Source organism: Saccharopolyspora sp. ASAGF58 (assembly GCF_012277335.1).
Taxonomy (GTDB): Bacteria; Actinomycetota; Actinomycetes; order Mycobacteriales; family Pseudonocardiaceae; genus Saccharopolyspora; species Saccharopolyspora hattusasensis.
The window spans coordinates 6,258,609-6,275,932 of record NZ_CP040605.1; the positions used below are offsets into that span (position 1 = coordinate 6,258,609).

General features: G+C 65.1%; 20 protein-coding genes. 6 read left to right on the forward strand and 14 right to left on the reverse strand.

The features are described from left to right. Window positions 1-27: 27 nt before the first annotated feature. The 8 genes from FDZ84_RS29130 to FDZ84_RS29165 form a co-directional block, all read right to left on the reverse strand. Window positions 28-1,413 carry a CpaF family protein gene (locus FDZ84_RS29130; protein WP_168588469.1) on the reverse strand — a complete coding sequence of 462 codons (1,386 nt, stop codon included), beginning with the start codon at window positions 1,411-1,413 and terminating at the stop codon, window positions 28-30. Beyond that, window positions 1,410-2,222 (reverse strand): hypothetical protein, encoded by an 813-nt coding sequence (locus FDZ84_RS29135; protein WP_168588470.1) that lies wholly within the window; start codon window positions 2,220-2,222, stop codon window positions 1,410-1,412. Before FDZ84_RS29135 ends, FDZ84_RS29130 begins: the two co-directional genes overlap by 4 nt. A gap of 35 nt (window positions 2,223-2,257) precedes the next feature. After that, window positions 2,258-2,854 carry an SAF domain-containing protein gene (locus FDZ84_RS29140; protein WP_168588471.1) on the reverse strand — a complete coding sequence of 199 codons (597 nt, stop codon included), beginning with the start codon at window positions 2,852-2,854 and terminating at the stop codon, window positions 2,258-2,260. Between the two features lie 152 nt (window positions 2,855-3,006). Next, a complete protein-coding gene (locus tag FDZ84_RS29145; protein ID WP_168588472.1) occupies window positions 3,007-3,771 on the reverse strand; it encodes a transposase family protein in 765 nt (254 codons plus the stop codon). 106 nt (window positions 3,772-3,877) lie between these two features. Further along, complete coding sequence (locus FDZ84_RS39515) at window positions 3,878-4,063, reverse strand: hypothetical protein (RefSeq protein WP_246868512.1); 186 nt, start codon at window positions 4,061-4,063, stop codon at window positions 3,878-3,880. 733 nt (window positions 4,064-4,796) lie between these two features. After that, window positions 4,797-5,330, reverse strand: coding sequence for a hypothetical protein (locus FDZ84_RS29155; protein WP_168588473.1), 534 nt, complete (start codon window positions 5,328-5,330; stop codon window positions 4,797-4,799). Window positions 5,331-5,343: 13 nt separating this feature from the next. Continuing rightward, on the reverse strand, window positions 5,344-5,988 hold the full coding sequence (locus tag FDZ84_RS29160; protein ID WP_168588474.1) for a prepilin peptidase: 645 nt from the start codon (window positions 5,986-5,988) through the stop codon (window positions 5,344-5,346). A gap of 26 nt (window positions 5,989-6,014) precedes the next feature. Further along, entirely contained in the window at window positions 6,015-6,527 is a 513-nt protein-coding gene (locus tag FDZ84_RS29165; protein ID WP_371812699.1) for a WhiB family transcriptional regulator, read from the reverse strand. Between the two features lie 328 nt (window positions 6,528-6,855). On the opposite strand from FDZ84_RS29165, the gene FDZ84_RS29170 reads away from it, so the two are divergent. From FDZ84_RS29170 to FDZ84_RS29185, 4 genes are all read left to right on the forward strand, one after another. After that, window positions 6,856-7,194 carry a hypothetical protein gene (locus FDZ84_RS29170; protein ID WP_168588476.1) on the forward strand — a complete coding sequence of 113 codons (339 nt, stop codon included), beginning with the start codon at window positions 6,856-6,858 and terminating at the stop codon, window positions 7,192-7,194. Window positions 7,195-7,242: 48 nt separating this feature from the next. Beyond that, window positions 7,243-8,214, forward strand: a complete 972-nt coding sequence (locus FDZ84_RS29175) for a 3-oxoacyl-[acyl-carrier-protein] synthase III C-terminal domain-containing protein (RefSeq protein WP_168588477.1) — start codon at window positions 7,243-7,245, stop codon at window positions 8,212-8,214. Window positions 8,215-8,304: 90 nt separating this feature from the next. Continuing rightward, window positions 8,305-8,481: a hypothetical protein gene (locus tag FDZ84_RS29180; RefSeq protein WP_168588478.1), complete on the forward strand. Its 177-nt coding sequence runs from the start codon at window positions 8,305-8,307 to the stop codon at window positions 8,479-8,481. A gap of 163 nt (window positions 8,482-8,644) precedes the next feature. Continuing rightward, the gene (locus FDZ84_RS29185) at window positions 8,645-8,980 is read left to right on the forward strand and encodes a hypothetical protein (protein WP_168588479.1); all 336 of its coding nucleotides are present in this window, start codon (window positions 8,645-8,647) and stop codon (window positions 8,978-8,980) included. An 820-nt stretch (window positions 8,981-9,800) separates the two neighbouring features. Here FDZ84_RS29185 and FDZ84_RS29190 read toward each other — a convergent pair. From FDZ84_RS29190 to FDZ84_RS29205, 4 genes are all read right to left on the reverse strand, one after another. Continuing rightward, the gene (locus tag FDZ84_RS29190) at window positions 9,801-10,991 is read right to left on the reverse strand and encodes an amidohydrolase family protein (protein ID WP_246868513.1); all 1,191 of its coding nucleotides are present in this window, start codon (window positions 10,989-10,991) and stop codon (window positions 9,801-9,803) included. A gap of 104 nt (window positions 10,992-11,095) precedes the next feature. Continuing rightward, complete coding sequence (locus FDZ84_RS29195; RefSeq protein WP_371812924.1) at window positions 11,096-12,670, reverse strand: MAB_1171c family putative transporter; 1,575 nt, start codon at window positions 12,668-12,670, stop codon at window positions 11,096-11,098. After that, a complete protein-coding gene (locus FDZ84_RS29200; RefSeq protein ID WP_246868514.1) occupies window positions 12,670-13,083 on the reverse strand; it encodes an ImmA/IrrE family metallo-endopeptidase in 414 nt (137 codons plus the stop codon). Before FDZ84_RS29200 ends, FDZ84_RS29195 begins: the two co-directional genes overlap by 1 nt. Before the next feature lie 225 nt (window positions 13,084-13,308). Beyond that, window positions 13,309-13,728: a helix-turn-helix domain-containing protein gene (locus FDZ84_RS29205; RefSeq protein ID WP_168590431.1), complete on the reverse strand. Its 420-nt coding sequence runs from the start codon at window positions 13,726-13,728 to the stop codon at window positions 13,309-13,311. A 197-nt stretch (window positions 13,729-13,925) separates the two neighbouring features. Between FDZ84_RS29205 and FDZ84_RS40170 the strand changes: the two genes are divergently transcribed. Then, window positions 13,926-14,342, forward strand: a complete 417-nt coding sequence (locus FDZ84_RS40170; protein ID WP_256413781.1) for a WhiB family transcriptional regulator — start codon at window positions 13,926-13,928, stop codon at window positions 14,340-14,342. 375 nt (window positions 14,343-14,717) lie between these two features. On the opposite strand, the gene FDZ84_RS29215 is transcribed toward FDZ84_RS40170, so the two are convergent. Further along, window positions 14,718-15,176: a hypothetical protein gene (locus FDZ84_RS29215; protein WP_246868515.1), complete on the reverse strand. Its 459-nt coding sequence runs from the start codon at window positions 15,174-15,176 to the stop codon at window positions 14,718-14,720. Between the two features lie 506 nt (window positions 15,177-15,682). After that, a complete protein-coding gene (locus tag FDZ84_RS38160) occupies window positions 15,683-16,039 on the reverse strand; it encodes a hypothetical protein (RefSeq protein ID WP_210435198.1) in 357 nt (118 codons plus the stop codon). Window positions 16,040-16,902: 863 nt separating this feature from the next. Here FDZ84_RS38160 and FDZ84_RS29225 point away from each other — a divergent pair. Further along, complete coding sequence (locus FDZ84_RS29225; protein ID WP_168588483.1) at window positions 16,903-17,274, forward strand: histone-like nucleoid-structuring protein Lsr2; 372 nt, start codon at window positions 16,903-16,905, stop codon at window positions 17,272-17,274. The last annotated feature ends 50 nt before the right edge of the window (window positions 17,275-17,324 follow it).

The window sequence follows — 17,324 nt, forward strand, 5'->3', positions numbered from 1 at the left end:
GTCCACACAGGACAGAAAAGGCGGGGATCACCGGTCCTCGCCTCCCCAGTGGTGGGTGTCCCACCTACCGTGGTGATGCTGGAAGATGCCGCGGTCCAGGCCGCGGGCTTCCAACCGGGCCAGCAGTACACGGCTGGGGGCAGAGACCGGTATAGCGCGCCCGTCACCCGGCCGGGGCCCGAACAGGCTGGTGAGATCCGGGATCGCCGCGTCACCGACCTGGCCGACTTCGGCGATCTCGGTCACGAACCGCTCCCGCCTGCCTGCGTAATCCCGGCGGGCGAGGTGCACGATGAGATCCAACGCCGAGGCGGTCCACCGATACGCGGCCTCCACCGGCAGAGGTGGGGTAGCGAGCTGACCGAGCGCGGCGATGCGATCGGGCACGGCCCGCGCGCAGGCCGCGTGCAGGGTGCCCATCCCGCCGGCGGCACCGTTGCCCAACGCACGCAGCAACGCGGTGATCTCACCACCGCGGACCTCACCCACCACCACCCGCGACGGCGAATGCCGCAACGTCTGCTTCAGCAAGTCGTCGAGACTGACCTCACCGACCCCTTCGGCGTTCGCGGTACGCGCCTCCAGGGGTGTGACCAGGGGATGTTTCACCGGGTTCAGGTGCAGACCGAGCTCGTAGTCGTCCTCCACGGTGACGATGTGCTCCCCGGCCGGGATCTCGTCGCACAACGCCCGCAGCAACGTGGTCTTGCCCGCATACGGGCCCCCGGTGACCACAAGGTTGAGCCCGGCGGCCACAGCGACCTGCAGGAAATGCAGCAGACCGGCATCCAGGCTGCCCTGGTGGTGCAGGTCGGTGAGGGTGGCGTGGGCCAGGCGGTGGCGGCGGATGGCCACCCGTGGCCGGCCGCTGACCTCCCGCACCGCCGCCAGCCGCGCACCCAACGGACCACCTGCGGGAAGGCGGAGATTCCCGATCGGCCTGGCCGGTGAGAACTCCCGGCTGGTCTGCCCCAACCGCGCGAACATCGCCTCCAGCAACTCCACCAGCTCCGCATCCGAGGCAGCGACCGCATGCGGCCAGCGCTGCAGACGACCATCGGCCAACTCCAAAAACACCTGGTCGTGGCCGTGGATGTGGATGTTCTCCACATCGCCGCGTTCCAGCAAGGGCTGCAGCCCACCCAACCCCGCCAACGCGGCCAGCACCGCGGCAGCAAGCACCCGCTCGTCCTGTTCGGACAACGGCGGATCCCCGCGAGAGGCGCGTTCGTGAGCCCAGGCGGTGATTTCCTCTCCCACCAGCGACGCCCGCTCCACCCCGTGCGAACCCTCGCCCTGCAGCCGCCGTGCCACCCTCGCGCGCAACGCCCGCACCGTCGCCTGATCGGGCACGAACCCCGGCCGATCCACACCGATCGGGGGCTGCCGGTGCTCGTTGATCCCCGTGTTCATGCCGCACCTTCCCGAAGGACGCCGCTGGTGACCGTGGTGTTCGGCGGCGGAGGCGGGTTGAGACGGACGTGGAGGCGATGCGCGGCCATGCGGCTGGTGCGCGCCAGCGCCGAGTGGCGAGGCTTGAGGGAGTGCGTGCACCCCTCCGAGAGCACACGCGCCGCGGCCGGGTCGTCCGGCAACTCCAGCCCGACCGGGATCCCCAACGCCCGCGCCACCCCGTCGGCTTCCCGGCTTGTGGTTGCCGATACCGCAGCCCCCAGCCGGGTGATCGGCACCAGCTCCCGCAACGCTGTGATCAACGGCAGGGTGGCCGACACGTGCCGCAAGCTCGGGCGAACACCGACCAGGACAAGGTCGGCTTCGGTGACCAGGGCCCAGGGCGTCTCGGGCACCCACCGGCCCGCGTCGATGAGGACGTCGGGCCTGTCGTGGGCGGTGAGGTCCCGGGCGGCGCTGGCCAGCCGCCGCCAGCCGTCCTCGCCGATCGCACCCGCCTGGGCCCGGTTGGTCACCCCTGCCAGCAGCCGGAGGTGATCGTGCCCCGGAACCTCCTGCACATGCCCCGCCAAACCCTCCGACGGCACCGCATCCAAATGCCGGGTCGAGGCGGCGAAACTCACCACCCCACGGCTGGTCGTGAGGCGCCCATCGACCCACCACTGGCCGACCCAGCCCGACAGCAGATCACCTCCGCCTGGGTCCGCGTCGACCACGAGGAGGTGATGCGGCCACACGGTGGCCAACGCGGCAACCGCCGTGGTCACACCGGGGGAGCATTTCGCGGACAGCATCGTGATCACAGCCATAACAATTCCCTTCACCATCAACAGAAACCACGGATCTACGAGGAGGGGCCGAGCAGTTTCACGAGCGCTCCGCCGGCCGCGGCAGCGTCGGCCTGCTCGGCCAGCGAGTCAGCAATGAGCAAGTCCGCGACGATCGTGCCCTCGGCATCCGGCGGTGACACCTGCACCACCCGCGCCCGGAACCCGCTCCCGCCCGGGACCGTCTCCGCCGCTACGCCGGCGGTCGACAGCGTCACGACCTCGACAGGGTCATGGGGAAACAGCCCGCGCGCGGGAAACCGGCCCTGCGGCAGCCGGACACCGATCACCTGTTGCCCTGCCGCAGGCACCCTCTGGGCCATCACGTCGCTGTGAGACAGCAGCTGCCCGGCACGCAAATTGCCCGCTGCCACCTGACCTACCACCCGGCCGCGATCGGCATCAGCGACCACATACCGGCGAGCGCTCGGGGGAAGATCCACAGTGGTCACATCCGCGCCCGTGACCGGCTGGCCCCAGGCTACGTCGCGGGCCAGCAGCAGCATCGGCTCACGCTGCCACGCAGCCGACACCACCATCACTGTCACGACCGTCGACGCAGCCACCAGTCCCAGCGAGGCACCCAGCAGCCACCACCGCCGTCGCCGAGGCACCCGAGGCGAACCCGCAGACACCTGTTTCTCAGACGGACTGGAATCCGGTTCCGTGACCGCGAAAATCCCACTACTGGACATAGATACTCCCAGAAATGAATGCATACAAAGAAAGAACGAGAAAAGGAGAAATGTGAGCGTTATTCTGGCTTTTACCATCCACGGCGGTAAAATTCGAGTGATGTGACGATCCGGATGATGTTGGGAAGTTCCGCGAGGCGTCCGCGGTATCCGGTTGCGAGTATTTTCCAATTTTTGAGATGTGCGATGCATCGTTCAACGGCTGATCGGATCGAAGATATTGTATTGTTGCTTTCCTTGTCGCGCGTGGAGAGCTCACCGTTTTTCGGTTTCTTGCGTGGGGTGGTGGCGTGAGTTCCCTGATAGGCGGGATCGGCGATGGTCGGTGTCTCCGCGAGAAGATCTTCCCATCCGCACTCGGTGAAGGCTTTACGGTCGTGCATGGAGCCGGGCAGCGGTATGGACACGGCCAGCAGGCCGCCATCGGTGTCGGCCGCGACCTGGATGTTGAGTCCCGCGCGGCGGCGTTTGCCGGAGTAGTTGTCCTCGTGACCAGCACGGTTGCCGGTCGGCACATCGGTTCCGTCGACCAGGACGAGCCGACCACGAATGGCCTCCTCGAGGTCTGGAACATGCAGGCACAACGCCTCTCCGATCAGCGGCAGTATGCCCCGATAGACCCTCGATACGGTCGGCTGGCTAAGTCCGAATAGATCGCCCACAGCCGCCTGATTCAAATTCTGCCGGACATACACCAGGGTGAGCACCACCGCGCGATACAGTCCCACCACCGGAGGCCACAGTTGTTCCTCACGACACTGGACGATTTGCCAGACGCGGACGACGAGCTCCTCGATCTGGTCTGCAGCAAGCCCCGTAGTAGACTGGTAACGCAACGGCTCCACCTGTAAGTCGTGTTCTTTGGTCGGAAAACGATCTTACTAGATCGGGGCCGTTGCCCTATTGTCCGGTATTCAAACCGCCAGAATAATGCTCTGTGTTTTAGCGGGTGCGGAGTGCTTGGGCCTCGGCCACCGCGAACCGCGCCACCGCCCGCGACGTCATCGGCGCCAGCTCACCACCAACAGGCGCGCTACCGTCCCATCCCTGCCACACCACCCGCCATGTGATCGACCACTGCGCTGTGACCTGCTCGCCGGGCTGATCCATCGACGAACGCTCGTACACCACATCGCAATCCGGCGACGCCGCATGCAGACCAAACGACCGGTCATACGGTGTCCCGGGCCGCTACACGACGCCACCGGCCCACCCATTCCCGGTGCCATCGACAACCGGACCGGCACCGCCGTGACCTCGGCCCACACCACGCCGGCCTGCACCCGCTCCCGCTGCGGACGCCAGTCCTCCGGAGCCGTCCAGAACCAGGTGTGCTCACCGACCACCGTCGCCGAACGACCATCCGGCAACCGCACATCCGGGGAATGCCGAGGCATCGGTAACGGCAACCGCAAACGCTGCGTCGCCTGCTGTGCCAGGACAGCGGAATCTGACGTCGGGGCAGCGGGTGATCCTGTCGACGGTGGTGCGGCTTTTGGCCGCATGCACCGTCCGTCATACAGCGGTCCCCGGCACCACAGCGGCCGTGAGGCGGGCATGAACCCCGGATCCTGTGACTGTCCCGGGGCATCGCACATCACGATCGGACACGACGGCACCGGCGTCGCTGTCGAGCTTCCGTTCGGACGCGTGCTGGTGGCCCCGGGTGCGGAGGTGGCCGGGCGTCCCGGCCGTCCTGGAGCGCTAGCGGAGAGACCGATCGAGGGCGGGGTGTACCAGCCACCAACGTCGCCGGGCTCGACGCCGACTTCCCCATTCTGGGCCTGGGCCACGGGTGCGGTGAGACCGGCCAGCACGAGCAATGCGGAGAGGACGCAGGGCACATGGGCTGTGGAGCGCATCAGCATTCACCTCCTGGGAACTCGATGCGAGTGACTCGCCAGACCATGTCGGGCCCTTTGGCCACCGTGGCGTGGACGAGGTTTCGGGGGATGCCGACGTTCTTCGGTTTCCCGGACGCGAGGTCGGCTTGGCCGGCCCGGCTCGCGTCCTGGCAGTCCTGCAGGATCGCCTGATCCCCTGTGATCTGTATCGACGAAACATGGGCCACGACCGCGCCGTAGAGCCGAGTCCCGCCGGAGAGTTGCTCGCGAGCACGTGAGGTGATCTGGTCCGCTAGCTCCTGCCCGGTCACCTGGCGTATCTGGGTGTCCCACGCTGTATCGCGCTCGGTTGTGGAGTTCCAGGTGATCCGCCAGAAGTCGCGATACGCGCGCTCTACCTCGGCGCGTTCGTCAGAGGGCGGGCCCGGAGGCGCAGCGATGCCCGGGTCAGCAGGCAGCGTGGCCGGCGGTGCCGTCGCACAACCGGCCAGGACGAACCCGACTGAGCACAGCACGGCGTGCGCGGTGATGGACACGGGTGTTGAGGGCATTCGTGATCGCCTTTCAGGAGGTGTGGAGGAGGATGCCGATCCAGGATCCGAGGATCAGGCTGGGGCCGGCGGCGATGCGTGCGGCGGCGTCGCGGAGACGGATCCATGTCAGGGCGGAGGTGATGCCAAGCAGCAGGATGGAGGAGACGAGTCCGATGAGGACCGTGTGCCATCCGATCCAGCCCCAATACGATGCCAGTGCTGCGTTGGTGGTGATGTCGCCGAATCCCATCCAGTTCGGAATCAGCAGGAAGACGACGATCCCGGTTCCGAAGACGACAAGTGCGGCAAGAAGCGAGCGCACCATGGCGGTGCCGGTGGGTTCGGTGGTTGCGGTGACAGTTGTGAACACCGCCAGTCCGCCGCCGGCCATCGCCAGTACCCAGGTGTGTGGGAGACGATGGCAGGCCAGGTCGATCAATGACAGTGCCACACCGGTGATGGCAAGCCACCACCACGCGGGCAGCGCCGGGTCGCCGGCAAAGCGCGACGCGATCAGCGTGGACAGCATTCCCAGGTACGTGGCCAACGCGATCACCTGTGCCGGGCGGGAGAGTCCCACGCTCCAAGGACGAAGCAGGCGGACCAACAGCAGACCTGCCGTGAAGCCCATGGCAGCGAAGGCGCCGACGAGCACAGCTTGAGCGTTGACGAGCATGCACACCACCTCTGGGAGCGCAGTAATCAGGCAGCGGGACGTTGGCGCGTGGATTCCGCTCGATCGCCGGACGTATCCGGCGGCCGGTGGCGTCGTTGTCTCCGTCGGGGTGCGGCCGACCAGTCAGTGATCCAGATCAGCCACGCCATGAGGTCGTCGACGATGTCCGCGGGATCGACGCCTTGACGTCGGGCACGGTTGAGTGCCTGCGCTCGGTCCCGGGCGGACGTCCCTCCCCATACGCCCCAGCAGGATCCGGCATCGGCTTCCTGAAGCAGCGCCACCCTCAAGCACTCTGTGCGGACGCTGCAGTCAGCACACAACGACCGGGCATCGGAACGTTGCAGGAGCTCGAAGTCCTTGCCGCAGGAATCGCCCCGGAAGTACCACGCGTCAGGATCCCGGGTCTCGACACACCGGCCGTATCGATAGATCCGATCGAGCAAGACACGGGGCGAGTGATCTCCATTCGCATGTCCTCGTGACGTTGCATTGGGATTGGTCGCGGCCGAAGTGACGCTGTTCTGCAACATGTGCATTCCCTTGTCATGTGAGTCGTAGAAAAAGAGCCCGGGGCGCCGACTGGTCGGCGACTTCGGGGAATTGAGGCTGACACGGCGGAGGGGGCTCTGTCAGTTTTTGGCCGCCACATCGCTGTCTTGCACCCATTCGGGTGGAGGTCGCTATGAGAGCAGCGTCGAAACTGTGCGCTCAGAACGGCCGGGAGCCTCGCTCGCGAGACGGCCGCACCCTTGGAGTGCCTGGTCACAGGGCTGTCGCTGCTGCGGTGTTCACCCGTCTTGGTGCACCTGGTCGTTGAGTGCGGCCAAAATCTGACAGCGCCCTTCCGGTCGTGTCACGGTGAGGTTGTTCAGCGTCGAAAGCTTCTCCCTGAAGCAGGAAATCTGCGTTTCTCGCACCCCTTCTTCTTTTCTGGTTTCGCGCTGCGCGCGGGACGGAGTGATCATTATGCGAAAAGTTCAAAGAAACGGCTATTCCCGTAGGTTCTTTAGTCTGCGGTGGCTGGACGGCGAGGAATGGGGCTATCTGTCGGTGGTCAACAAGCCCGGAAAACCGCCGGTGTTCCTGGGGTTCATTCACCGCGAGATCGACTTCTTCCACGCCTTGGGCAAGGACTGCACCAGCTGCGCCGACGGTTTCCGCGAAGTCTGGTTCACCGGCCCCCGCACCCAGCTCGGAGCGTGATCCACGATGCGACACCACGGGATCACAATCAACGGACTCGGCGCTGTCGTGGGAGATCTTGCGAAAGCCACCGACGCCATCAACGCCGGCCGCTACAGCGCAGAGCAAGCCCACCGGAACCGGCAAGACTCCGTCGCCGTCGCTCACGGTCGCATCGGCCCAGAGCTGGCGGCGCAAGCCGGACGACAAGTACTCCAGGCGGGAACCCGGCACCTGGATCTGCACCTGCACGCCACCATCCATGACCCAGCGATCGACTTCTGGTCCGCGTCCTCCTTCGTTGCCGACCAGATCGGCGTCGACACCCCGATAACGCTGTCGATCAACGCGATGTCCAACAGCATGGTCGCCGGCCTGCAACTGGCGGCCAGTGTCCTGGCGGGCCAATCCGGGCACTGCGCGCTGCTTACGGCTGGGGATGTTTTCCATTCTCCGCTTTTCGACCGGTGGCAAGCAGATGCCGGCATCGTCTACGGCGACGCCGGATCCGCCATCCTCCTGCACCGCGACACCCACACGAAAGCCGTGGCAGACCTAATCTCCACCGCTTCCCACGCTTCACCCGGCCTGGAAGCCCTGCACCGCGGCTCCACCCAGTGGTACAGCGGCGACACCGACCGGCCACCGATCCAACTGCGCCAACGGAAAGGACAATGGCTCGCCGCTCACGGCGGATCCGACAGCGTCGACAGCATCAACACCACCGGCGTGAACGCCGTACTCAAGACCGCGCTGTATGACGCCGAGCTCGAACTCGACGACATCAGCTGGGTGCTGTGCCCGCACTACGGAGACAACCTGACCCAACGTCATTGCCTCGCGCCCCTGGGCATCCCCGAGGACCGCACGACCGCCTTCCTCGCCCGAGCCCTTGGGCACCTGGGTGCCTCCGACCAGATCGTCGACCTGCACCACCTCCTCACCCGCCGCCTGGTCAACCCCGGTGACCACGTCGTACTGCTCGGCATCGGTGTGGGCATGACCTGGACCGCGGCCGTCCTCCGCATCCACCCGAACTGAACCGCGGCTGCCTCCCCTCGAATTCCCGCATCAGGACACGTGTGCCCGGAATGCGGACTAAAAGAAAACCCGAGAAGTCAGGAGAAACCCATGAACACACTCGCGCGACAAGTCCTGATCACGGCCTGGTTCAGCGTGGTCGTGGCGTTGCCCGCCGCCGCAGGAACCGCGGCCGCCGATGCCGGACCCGGCGATGGCTACCTTGGCGGCACCTGCGGCCTGGCTAGCTGGCCAACCCAAGCGCCGCACCACCCCCACACCAGGTAGTCGCCGCGCGCACAACGCCACGCCCCTCCACCGGCCGGGGTTGCTCGCCGCACGGGTAACCCCGGCCCACGCCGACCGACCGTTCCTCTCGCCCGGCGAACATCCACGTCCCCCGACCGCCTCGCTCATTGCCCCAGCGATCCGCCATGACTAGGAGATCTCGATGAGAACAAAAGGGTTTACCACCTTGATCATCGTCCTTACCGGACTCTTGATGTCAGGTGTGGACGGAGCCGCGTACGCGGAAGGTTCCTGCCCGGCCGGATACGTCTTCTCCATCGAGGATGGTGCCCGTATCCACCGGTCCAGCGGCCTGACCTCGCCCGTCGACGGCATCTACTACACAAACCACGATTACCGCGTCCACCAGTTCCTCGGTGGTACATCCACGACGCCGGACTGGGTCAACTTGACCGATGTCACCACCGGTGTGTCCGGCTGGGTGAACGGCAGCGTCGCAACCTGCTTCGCCCTTACCTCACCGAGCAGGTCGAACTAGCCAGGCCCAAGCCTAGCCCGGGCCAAGCGGTAAAGAACCATTTCATAACCCGCTGCGTCCAGAGAAACCTTGATCTTTCCTTCCATCCACATTCCTCCCATGGGTCAAAGCTGTCCACATTAGAAGGAGACTGACAATGAAGAGAACCGATCATTCTCGTTCTGAGGGCAAAACCGGTGCAACCACAGGAGCTTCAGACACCCGCCGCCGACGTCGGCGGTCCGCCGCGCTTTGTCTGTCCGCGATGAGCATGCTGGCCGCGTTCACTACCGGTGCCGCCCATGCCACGGCAGCATCCGATTCCGGACACGGCCCCACGCAGCAGCGAGCCGCCTGCGGCTTCTCCTGGTGGACGGAGTCAGCGGGACTGTTCGACTACTTCGTCCACGTACACCACTCATGCGCACCCGGCCGATGGGTCGGTATCAACATGTACGGCCTCGATCCATGCCAGAAGCTAGACCAAAACGGTTGGACGACTTTCCGCCTACGCCAGAACGGTGTCTCTCCTGACAGCCTCTACTTGGATTGCCGCTAGCCCAGCACCGGCCACGCGGACCTTGATCCTTTTCGAGGTCCGCGCGGTCGTGCGGGTTTCGGGCGCTTGTGAAAGACAAGCGAATCCAGCCCCCAGTTTCGCCAAGCACGAGACCAAGTAAGGATCCGGGCACGCTGATCCGGCCGGTTCCGCTGGGTCAGTGAACGCTGCGATCTCGCGCCAGGGCGAGTTCGGTGATGACGCCAGCGTAGGTACGGAGGAGGCTTCGCGTAGCCCGTATCCTCAGCGGTGCCGGTCGCTGGCATCTGTGCCGGGTTCTTGTCAGCTCGAGGCTCGGAACTCGCGGCCGCGGGCGAGAACGAGTTGCAGGTTTCGAAGGTGGGCGAGGCGTGTGAGGGGGTCGCCGTCAACGACAATCAGGTCGGCGGAATAGCCGCGCTGCAGCCGGCCGACGTTGTTGGCGATGCCGAACGCTGTGGCGCTGATGAACGTTGCCATGTCGATGATCCGGTCGTGGGCGAAGCCGAGGTACTCAAAGAGTTCCATGGTTCCGACGAGGTCGTCGAACCATGAGCCGGGTAGACCAGCGTCGGTGCCGATGATCAGGGGCACGCCGAGTTCAGCGAGCCACACCAGTCGGCCGTACATCGCCTCCGTTCCCTCGGGGCCGAGGCGTTTCATGATCGAGCGCCAGTTTCCGCTCAGCGCGGTGCAGGCATAGATTCCCCTGTCAGCCATTTGTTTCGCGACGTCGTCGCGCCGGTCTGGTCCGTTGGCGCTTTGCCAGGAGCAGTGTTCAATGGTGGAGACCCCAGCGGCGGTCGCGGCGGCGATGGCTTCGGTGCCGTGCGCGTGCGCGGCTACCGGTAGCTTCAGCTGCGATGCCTCTTCCACGATGATCGATAGTTCCTCTGCGGTGAACTGTGACGCCCACATCGGGGGCGAGTTCGGGGTGATCTGACCGCCGGAGGCCATAACCTTGATGACGTCTGCTCCCAGGGCGGCGTTGTGGTGCACTAGCCGGCGGATCTCGGCCTCTCCAGAGACGGTCCCACCGAGGAAGTGGCAATGTCCGTTAGGGATAGTCAACGGTGCCGCGGCGGCGAGGATACGTGGTCCCGGCAGTTCGTCGCGTGCGATGGCATCGCGGAGGCGGATGGAGAGGCCGCCACGGTCACCGAGATCGCGAACGGTGGTAACCCCGCTGGCGAGAGCTTGTTGTGCCCGCGCGGCCATGCCCAGGAGCAAATCTGCGTCATTGTCCTGCTGCACCGATTCGAGGAATCGGGGGCTGGTGTCGAAGCAGAGATGGACATGGCCGTTGATGAGTCCCGGCAACACGGTGGAGTTCGGGTAGTCCCGCCGCCGGGCATTCTCGTCGGCTTGTTGCTCGAGGTGATGTCGATGTCCCACGGCGAGAATGGTGTCGTCTTGGATCAGGACCGCGCCTTCCTGGATCCGCTGCTGGGCTGGCCCGATGAGCACCTGACTGGCGGTGATCAGCTGCTGCACGTCATCGTCCTCTCCGCGCTGCGTCGTACATTGACCGAGCAGGGTGGCTTGGGCTTCAAGTGATGCGAATCGCCTGTTCCTGGGCCGCAACAGGGGCGGGCGGATCATCCTGGGTGGGGCTCAAGACGGAAGACCGCGGTTGTGGAGGTATGGGCAAGGATCTCACTGACCGGAGCGTTGGGCGGGAACGGCCAGATCATGGAGGGGTTCCCGAGATCGTGCAGGTAGGTATGGATGGCTCTTGCCGCCTCATCGCCTTCGACGAGCACAGCACGATGCGTAGGATGTGTGTCGCGCTCGATCTGTGCTTGGCCGGCGGCCAGAAGATTGCGAACCCAGTCGCGCTGGCGATGCGGGGCGCACACATACCGTTGGCCGTCGAGCTGGGTGACCGCGATCGGGACCGACCGAATCTCGCCCGTCGCGCGTCCGCTGATGGCGAGAACACGCAGAACGTAGCGCCGTTCAGCGTAGGGAGCGAGATCCTGCGCCCGGATCCGGTCGATCATGAAGGCGTTGCGTGCGCGTAGCCCCGTGTCTCGCCTGTGGGGTGTATCGCCCTGTTGCAACACGATCTTCCGTGTCAAGGCCAGCAGCTCGGCGACGTCACTTTCGACGTTGCCGACTGGCGGCGCCGCCACCAGGACCGCTGAGGAAGTCGTCGCGGGCAAGCCTTCGTACCGATGCCGCAGGGCGCACTGGAAGGTGGTGATCTGCTGGTCTGCTGGGCGGCTCGGCGAATAACCGAAGTCCGCGAGGTGCGGACTGAGCTGGACCAGTCCGTCACGGATCTCGATGACACGACGCCAGTAGCGCCGGCGGACTCGGCGAGGAGACACTCGTTCCCGCCACAGGCTTCGTGTCCGGCGATCAAGAGCATCCTTCGGATAGACCGAGTTGAGGACCTCCCACAGCGGGCGCAGCTCGCGGTAGGCGCGTCGATGTTGCCACCACACCCGCATGGTGGCTATCCGCAGCAAAACCGCCGGGCAGAGCACGCCCGTCACGAACAGACCGCCACCGATGACAGCCAGCGTCGCCGTCATCTCCCGCACCGCGTCTGGGACATTTCCACCGAGCCAGAACACGACTACGAGCAGCACCCGCAATGAGCCACTCAGAGCACGGATTCCGAGTCCGACGGCAGCCATCCGCAAGCCGATCCGCACGCGCCGGTTGGACTCAGCGGCATACCGCAACGCGAAGCGGGCGGCCTGCACGAGTACGTAGACGAGGTAGCTTGCTCCGGCGAAGTAGAAGCTGGCGATACCGGGAATCTGCAGGTCCGTGGTGGAAAACTTGTGATCGCGAAGGTGGTCGGGAGTCAGGGCCATCGACACTGTCTGAGCGATCAACGCAGCAGCTAGCGGGATGACTTCCCGCCAAGCTTGGTGCCTGACGCCCTTGCCCGCTGATGCTGCCGAGAACAGGAAAAACAGCATCAAGAAGAAGTACCCGAGCATGATCACTGCGTTGAGCAGCACTTTCGGGATGCCGTGCTGGCCAGCGGGATCCGCCTCGGCCGCTCTGGCCAGCCAACCCAGCGGATAGCTGAGTGCCATGAAGGCCAAGCAGGCGGAGACCATCCACAGCGCAGGGTCTCCTGGCGTGCGCCACGCTCGATGCAAGCACCACAGCAAGGCGAGGCTGAGCGCCGCGGCCACGAGCTCTTCCAGCATCACAGCCAGACCATCCGGTCGCCGAGAGCGCGCTGCGCCCGGCCAGCGCGCTGTGAGAGACCGGGAAGTCGGACGCATTCAACGACTGCCGCTGCTTCCAGCAGCATCGTGGCCGCGATCTCTGCCTCTTGTTCCTGCACGGTGTCATAGGACGTACGGCGCAGCGCGCGACGGATCACCTCCGGCGAGATGTCAGGCATCATCGTCGCCCACAACGGATCCTCGTCCGGGTCGGGCTTGTGGTCGGCGAGTAGATGCCCCAGCTCGTGCGCGATGATGTGCTGCTGATGCGCGGGTGTCGTCTCAGCCTGGTAAAGAATGAAGTCGGTATCAGGCGTACCGCCCCACCAACCAAAGGGCCCGGGAACCGCAAACGGATAAGCGACAAGCCGAATCGGCTTGTCGCGCTGCACACTTAGTCGCCTGCAGACCTCGCCCATGTCCACAGGCTCGTCGATGCCAAGACCAGCGAGGTCCCGGCGAAGGCGCCGTCGCAGCGCCCGCTCCGACGCCCAGCCTTGGCGCGACTCCCGCCACCTTCCCACAGCAAGCTCACCCCCAGAGCGCGGCACTAACGCCGAGTACGGAGATCCAGTGTCGTCTCGCGATCACCGATCAACAGGGACAGAGACACATCGTCACTCAGGTGAGTGATCGTCAGCTGTTTTCTTCTGGCGGCTGGCCTCGAACTCGATGAAAGCCAGCACGTTGTTCATCGACTCCACCGACAGCTGCTCCGCGCCACGAGCCAATGCACGCAGCTTCCCCTCGCCGAATTTCGCGAGCAACGCGTACTGCGACGTCAGCTCGCGTCCGCGTTCGGTGTCGGCGAAGTAGTCCAATGGCACATCGAAGAACTCCGCCAGAGCCTTCACCGTGGCATGGCTGGGCTCACGGTCGCCGCTGAGGAGGTTGTAGAGATGCGTCTTGGACATGCCACAGCCCGTGGCGACTTCCCGGACCGTGTGCCGCTCGCCATCCTCACGTCTGACGCTGCCGAACAGAAGATCAAGTTTCTCGGCGAACGTGTGGTGGACCTTGCCCCGTTCGGTCCCCATCGACGACACCTCCTTCCACCGCCAGTCCAGGGTGTCCTCTTTAGGGGACATGCGCAAGCCCCGAGTTCAGTGAAGTTGACACCTGGTCCTCGACGGCTTACGTTCGAAGCTCCAAGTCCTCTATAGCGGACAAGATCAAGCTACACAAGGGCTTTGATCATCGGGGGGTCGCATTGTTTCGCGATCTAGAAAGACGAGTGCATCGGCAGGGTCGATGCGTCGACGGCATCCAAGGCGAGTGGTTTCCTGAGCCAGCTCGCGGCGTCGACTCCTTGAGCCGCCAGCGGCGTCAAGCGAAGTGGGCGTGTGCTGACTGTCCGGTTCGGACAGGCTGCCTTGTGGTCGCCCTCGCCTACGAAATCGACGAAGGCGAGAGTTGGGGCATCTGGGGTGGTGTATGCGCGCGGGACCGACGGCAAGCCATCCGGCATGCCACACAGCATCCTGGTCGTAGGCCGGATGCCATCCGCGTGGCACGCCAGCTACTCGAGACGCTAGACGCTGGGGAAGCTCGGGAGGAGTCCGAACTCGTTCCCCCAACCGAGTTCGATCAGGACTCAGCGGCCGTGGGCGCTGCTGAACGGCATCGCCACCCGAACGAACGTATCGCCTGAGCGGAACTCCCAGAAATTGTCAGGTGCAGGTTTGCCGCGGTCACGGTCCACTATGAAATCCGACATCAACTGCCTCGCCCTTGCTGCAACATGAGTACCGCTCAACCTCGAACTTGCCTGCTGGGTAGCCCGAAGCTGGCGAATGCGCGCTGGGCCAGGGCGACGAGACTGGAACCGACGCTCCTGGCGATCATGTCTGCAGGGCACCTTCGATCAAGGTCGCCCAATCGGCGGACGGTGCTCGGTGTGGGAGCACCGGTGAGGTGGGGAGCCGCCCCAGTGGAGGGGCGCGTTGGGGCGGCTCGACCCTCGCGGAGCGTGCGCTGCGGGGAAGTGACGCGCGCACGCTCGACGTTCAGCGATGTGATCGCGGGCTTAGCAGGGACGATCAATGGCGCGGTTGGTTGCGGTGATCACGGTTGTCCACGGTGGGAGCCGGCTGCCGGGTTCCGGTGGCCGACGCCAGTGGGGCGCGTCCAGTGGGTGGGCAACGATGACCTGCCCGCCGCGTGGGATGGCGTAGACCCGGCGGCTGCGCAACTTCGGGGCGATGTCGGCGTGGGCTCGTGGGGAGGGTTCGGTGAGGATGGTCCACCAGGTTGTGGTGGTGTCGATGCACACCGGCCCTGCTTGCAGGTTCTGTTCGAGGTGTTGGACGACGGTGTCGGCCAACCAGTCCGGCAGGACGACGGCATCGAGCGCTTCGCCGGTGCGCAGGATCAAGCGGCGATGGACTGCATCGAAGGTCACCGGCCAGCCCAACTTCAGCCGGTACCAGTCCGCGGCGCCGGCCAGATCACGCTGCCGGGCATCGGCGGCTTCCTGCGGCGGCATACCCAGAATCCTTCCGTGTTGGGGTGGCATGACTGTCTTCCTGTTCCTCGGTTGACGATGGCCGGCGCGGCCTTCGCGGGTACGGCCTGGTAGTCCGTGCTGAAGGCAAAGAACGCCCCGAAAAGCGGTGGTCCGGTGCGGCGATGCCGAGTTCGGGCTCCCGGTGCTGCCAGCGGAGCGTGTGTAGAGATGGCGTCGCGCACGGCGGCCCGCAGCCGGCCGGCTTCCAGCGGAGTGAACATGATCGGCCCATGCCGGGTGACCGTCAGCGTCACGCCGCCCGGGGCCAGTCCCACGCGCAGCCGAGCCCGCCTTCCTCGTGCGTCGCGGCAGGGGATCGTCCACGTGTAGCGGTCGGGTGGACGCCCGAGGCGGGAGAGGACGGCCAGTACTGAAAGCCGTTGGTTTCGGCGCCTCATCGGCCTCACTCCTCTGCTGGAAACCTGGCGGACCGCAGGCGTCGGGGTCACCGTTGGTCCGCCGGAAGCTTTGACACGACTTCGCGATCAGTGGCTGGGGGCACGCGAGAACACAGGACGCGTACCGTCCGGCGGGAGCCGCAGTTTGGTGTGCAAGGCGAGCTCGGCGGGATCCGGGAGGCCAGCGTTCGTGAGGTAGCCGACGCACTGCTCGCACCGGGGCAGTGGGCTGCTGGGCGGCTTCATCGCACACGGCGGCTGAATCCAGACCTGGCACCGCGCAACGGGCTTCCACTCGCCGGGCTGTACCTCGATCACCCGCGCATACCCGTCGTCGACGCCGGGGATGTGCACGGTGGTTGCGGTGATGTCCGGCCACCAGTCGAACAGCACGTCCTCGACCAGCCGTTCCACGAACTCCTGGGCAAGCTGAACGGAAATCAATGCGTGCTCCTTGCGGAAAGGGCCCGGCCGGCGACACGGCGTCGAAGTCATGGCTGTTCGGGGGTACAGCCCGGCGACGTGTCGCCAGCCGGTAGCTCGGCTCCCGGGCCGGGGGAGTGCTGGGAGCCGAGCCAGATCATGGGGTCAGCGCAAGGCGTGACGAGGCTCGTCGGTCTCGTTGAACAGGGCCCGCCGTGCCGCGAGGTAGGGTTTGCACGGCGATGTCGGTCGCCGCCACGGTTTCTGCCACCGCCACAAGGTTCGAGAGCACGCCGGGCACTCACCGATCTCGTTCGGCTCGTGTCCGGCCATCAAAGTTCGCACGGCGTCGATGAGGTGCGGTACCTCGGAACGAGCAACCGCGGTCACCGCCCGGTCATCACCATCGCTCACGACCCTCGCCACGGCGTCCAGACGCTGCCGCACCGATTCATACAGTTCCCTCAGAAACACGTCCCACCCACCACGGTCGTTCGAGGAGTGGGGTCGTAGTCCGCGTGTGACTCCCAGATCGCCTCCCGGGCCGCAGCGAGCAAGTCACGAAGCTCCTCGGCGTTCACCTCGAACCACTCACCGGGCGGCGGTTGCACAGCTACACGGCCATGAGCGAGCGGCGAAATTCGCGAACCCTGACTACAGCCCATTGCGTCCGTGCATCGGACTTCCTTGCATGCTTTCGCATCCATCTTGAACTCCTTTGTGGACATCGGATCGTTTAAACGGGGAGTCGGCCTCCGTCTATGTTTGATGCATTCGCAATGAAACCATAAATCTCAAGGATTCATGTTGGCTAGGACCTAATTGGGTTAACTTGTTTCCGCGGGGATCCACATTTGAACTCTTAGAGCGTTTGGAGTCGTGTTGTGCACGGTGAAAAGGGAGACCGTCTTGGCTCGGCAAGTCGCAATTCAGCTCCTTCGGCGACATCGACGGCACAGCGGTTTGAGAGTATTGTCGAGTTCAGTTCAGATGGAGCGAACTATGCAATTGGCCTGTCCTCCGAGAATGCTGCCAAACTCCGTGACTCGCTGGCGTCTTCGTGGTCAAATGCGCGGAAGGCCGGTGGCCGCAAGCGCGCCGTCGCCAAGACCGGCAAGTCCGCAGCGACGGCGACTACGGCCGGCCGGGAACGTAGCCAGGCTATTCGGGATCGGGACCGGAAACAGGGGATGCGGGTTTTAGCTCGAGCCCGAATTCCGGTCGAGGTCGTCGAATCCTACGAGAACCAGCACTAAGTTTCGCGCGATGTTGGGGGCTTGGTGCGCGATGCTTGCTGAGCTAGCCA

Coding starts and splice junctions, on each gene's coding strand:
- FDZ84_RS29135 (WP_168588470.1), bottom strand. CDS start 2,222: ATGGCTGTGATCACGATGCTGTCCGCGAAATGCTCCCCCGGTGTGACC.
- FDZ84_RS29215 (WP_246868515.1), bottom strand. CDS start 15,176: ATGCCGCCGCAGGAAGCCGCCGATGCCCGGCAGCGTGATCTGGCCGGC.
- FDZ84_RS29205 (WP_168590431.1), bottom strand. CDS start 13,728: ATGGGGACCGAACGGGGCAAGGTCCACCACACGTTCGCCGAGAAACTT.
- FDZ84_RS29180 (WP_168588478.1), top strand. CDS start 8,305: ATGAACACACTCGCGCGACAAGTCCTGATCACGGCCTGGTTCAGCGTG.
- FDZ84_RS29160 (WP_168588474.1), bottom strand. CDS start 5,988: ATGCTCGTCAACGCTCAAGCTGTGCTCGTCGGCGCCTTCGCTGCCATG.
- FDZ84_RS29130 (WP_168588469.1), bottom strand. CDS start 1,413: ATGAACACGGGGATCAACGAGCACCGGCAGCCCCCGATCGGTGTGGAT.
- FDZ84_RS29185 (WP_168588479.1), top strand. CDS start 8,645: ATGAGAACAAAAGGGTTTACCACCTTGATCATCGTCCTTACCGGACTC.
- FDZ84_RS29155 (WP_168588473.1), bottom strand. CDS start 5,330: ATGCCCTCAACACCCGTGTCCATCACCGCGCACGCCGTGCTGTGCTCA.
- FDZ84_RS29165 (WP_371812699.1), bottom strand. CDS start 6,527: ATGCACATGTTGCAGAACAGCGTCACTTCGGCCGCGACCAATCCCAAT.
- FDZ84_RS29195 (WP_371812924.1), bottom strand. CDS start 12,670: ATGCTGGAAGAGCTCGTGGCCGCGGCGCTCAGCCTCGCCTTGCTGTGG.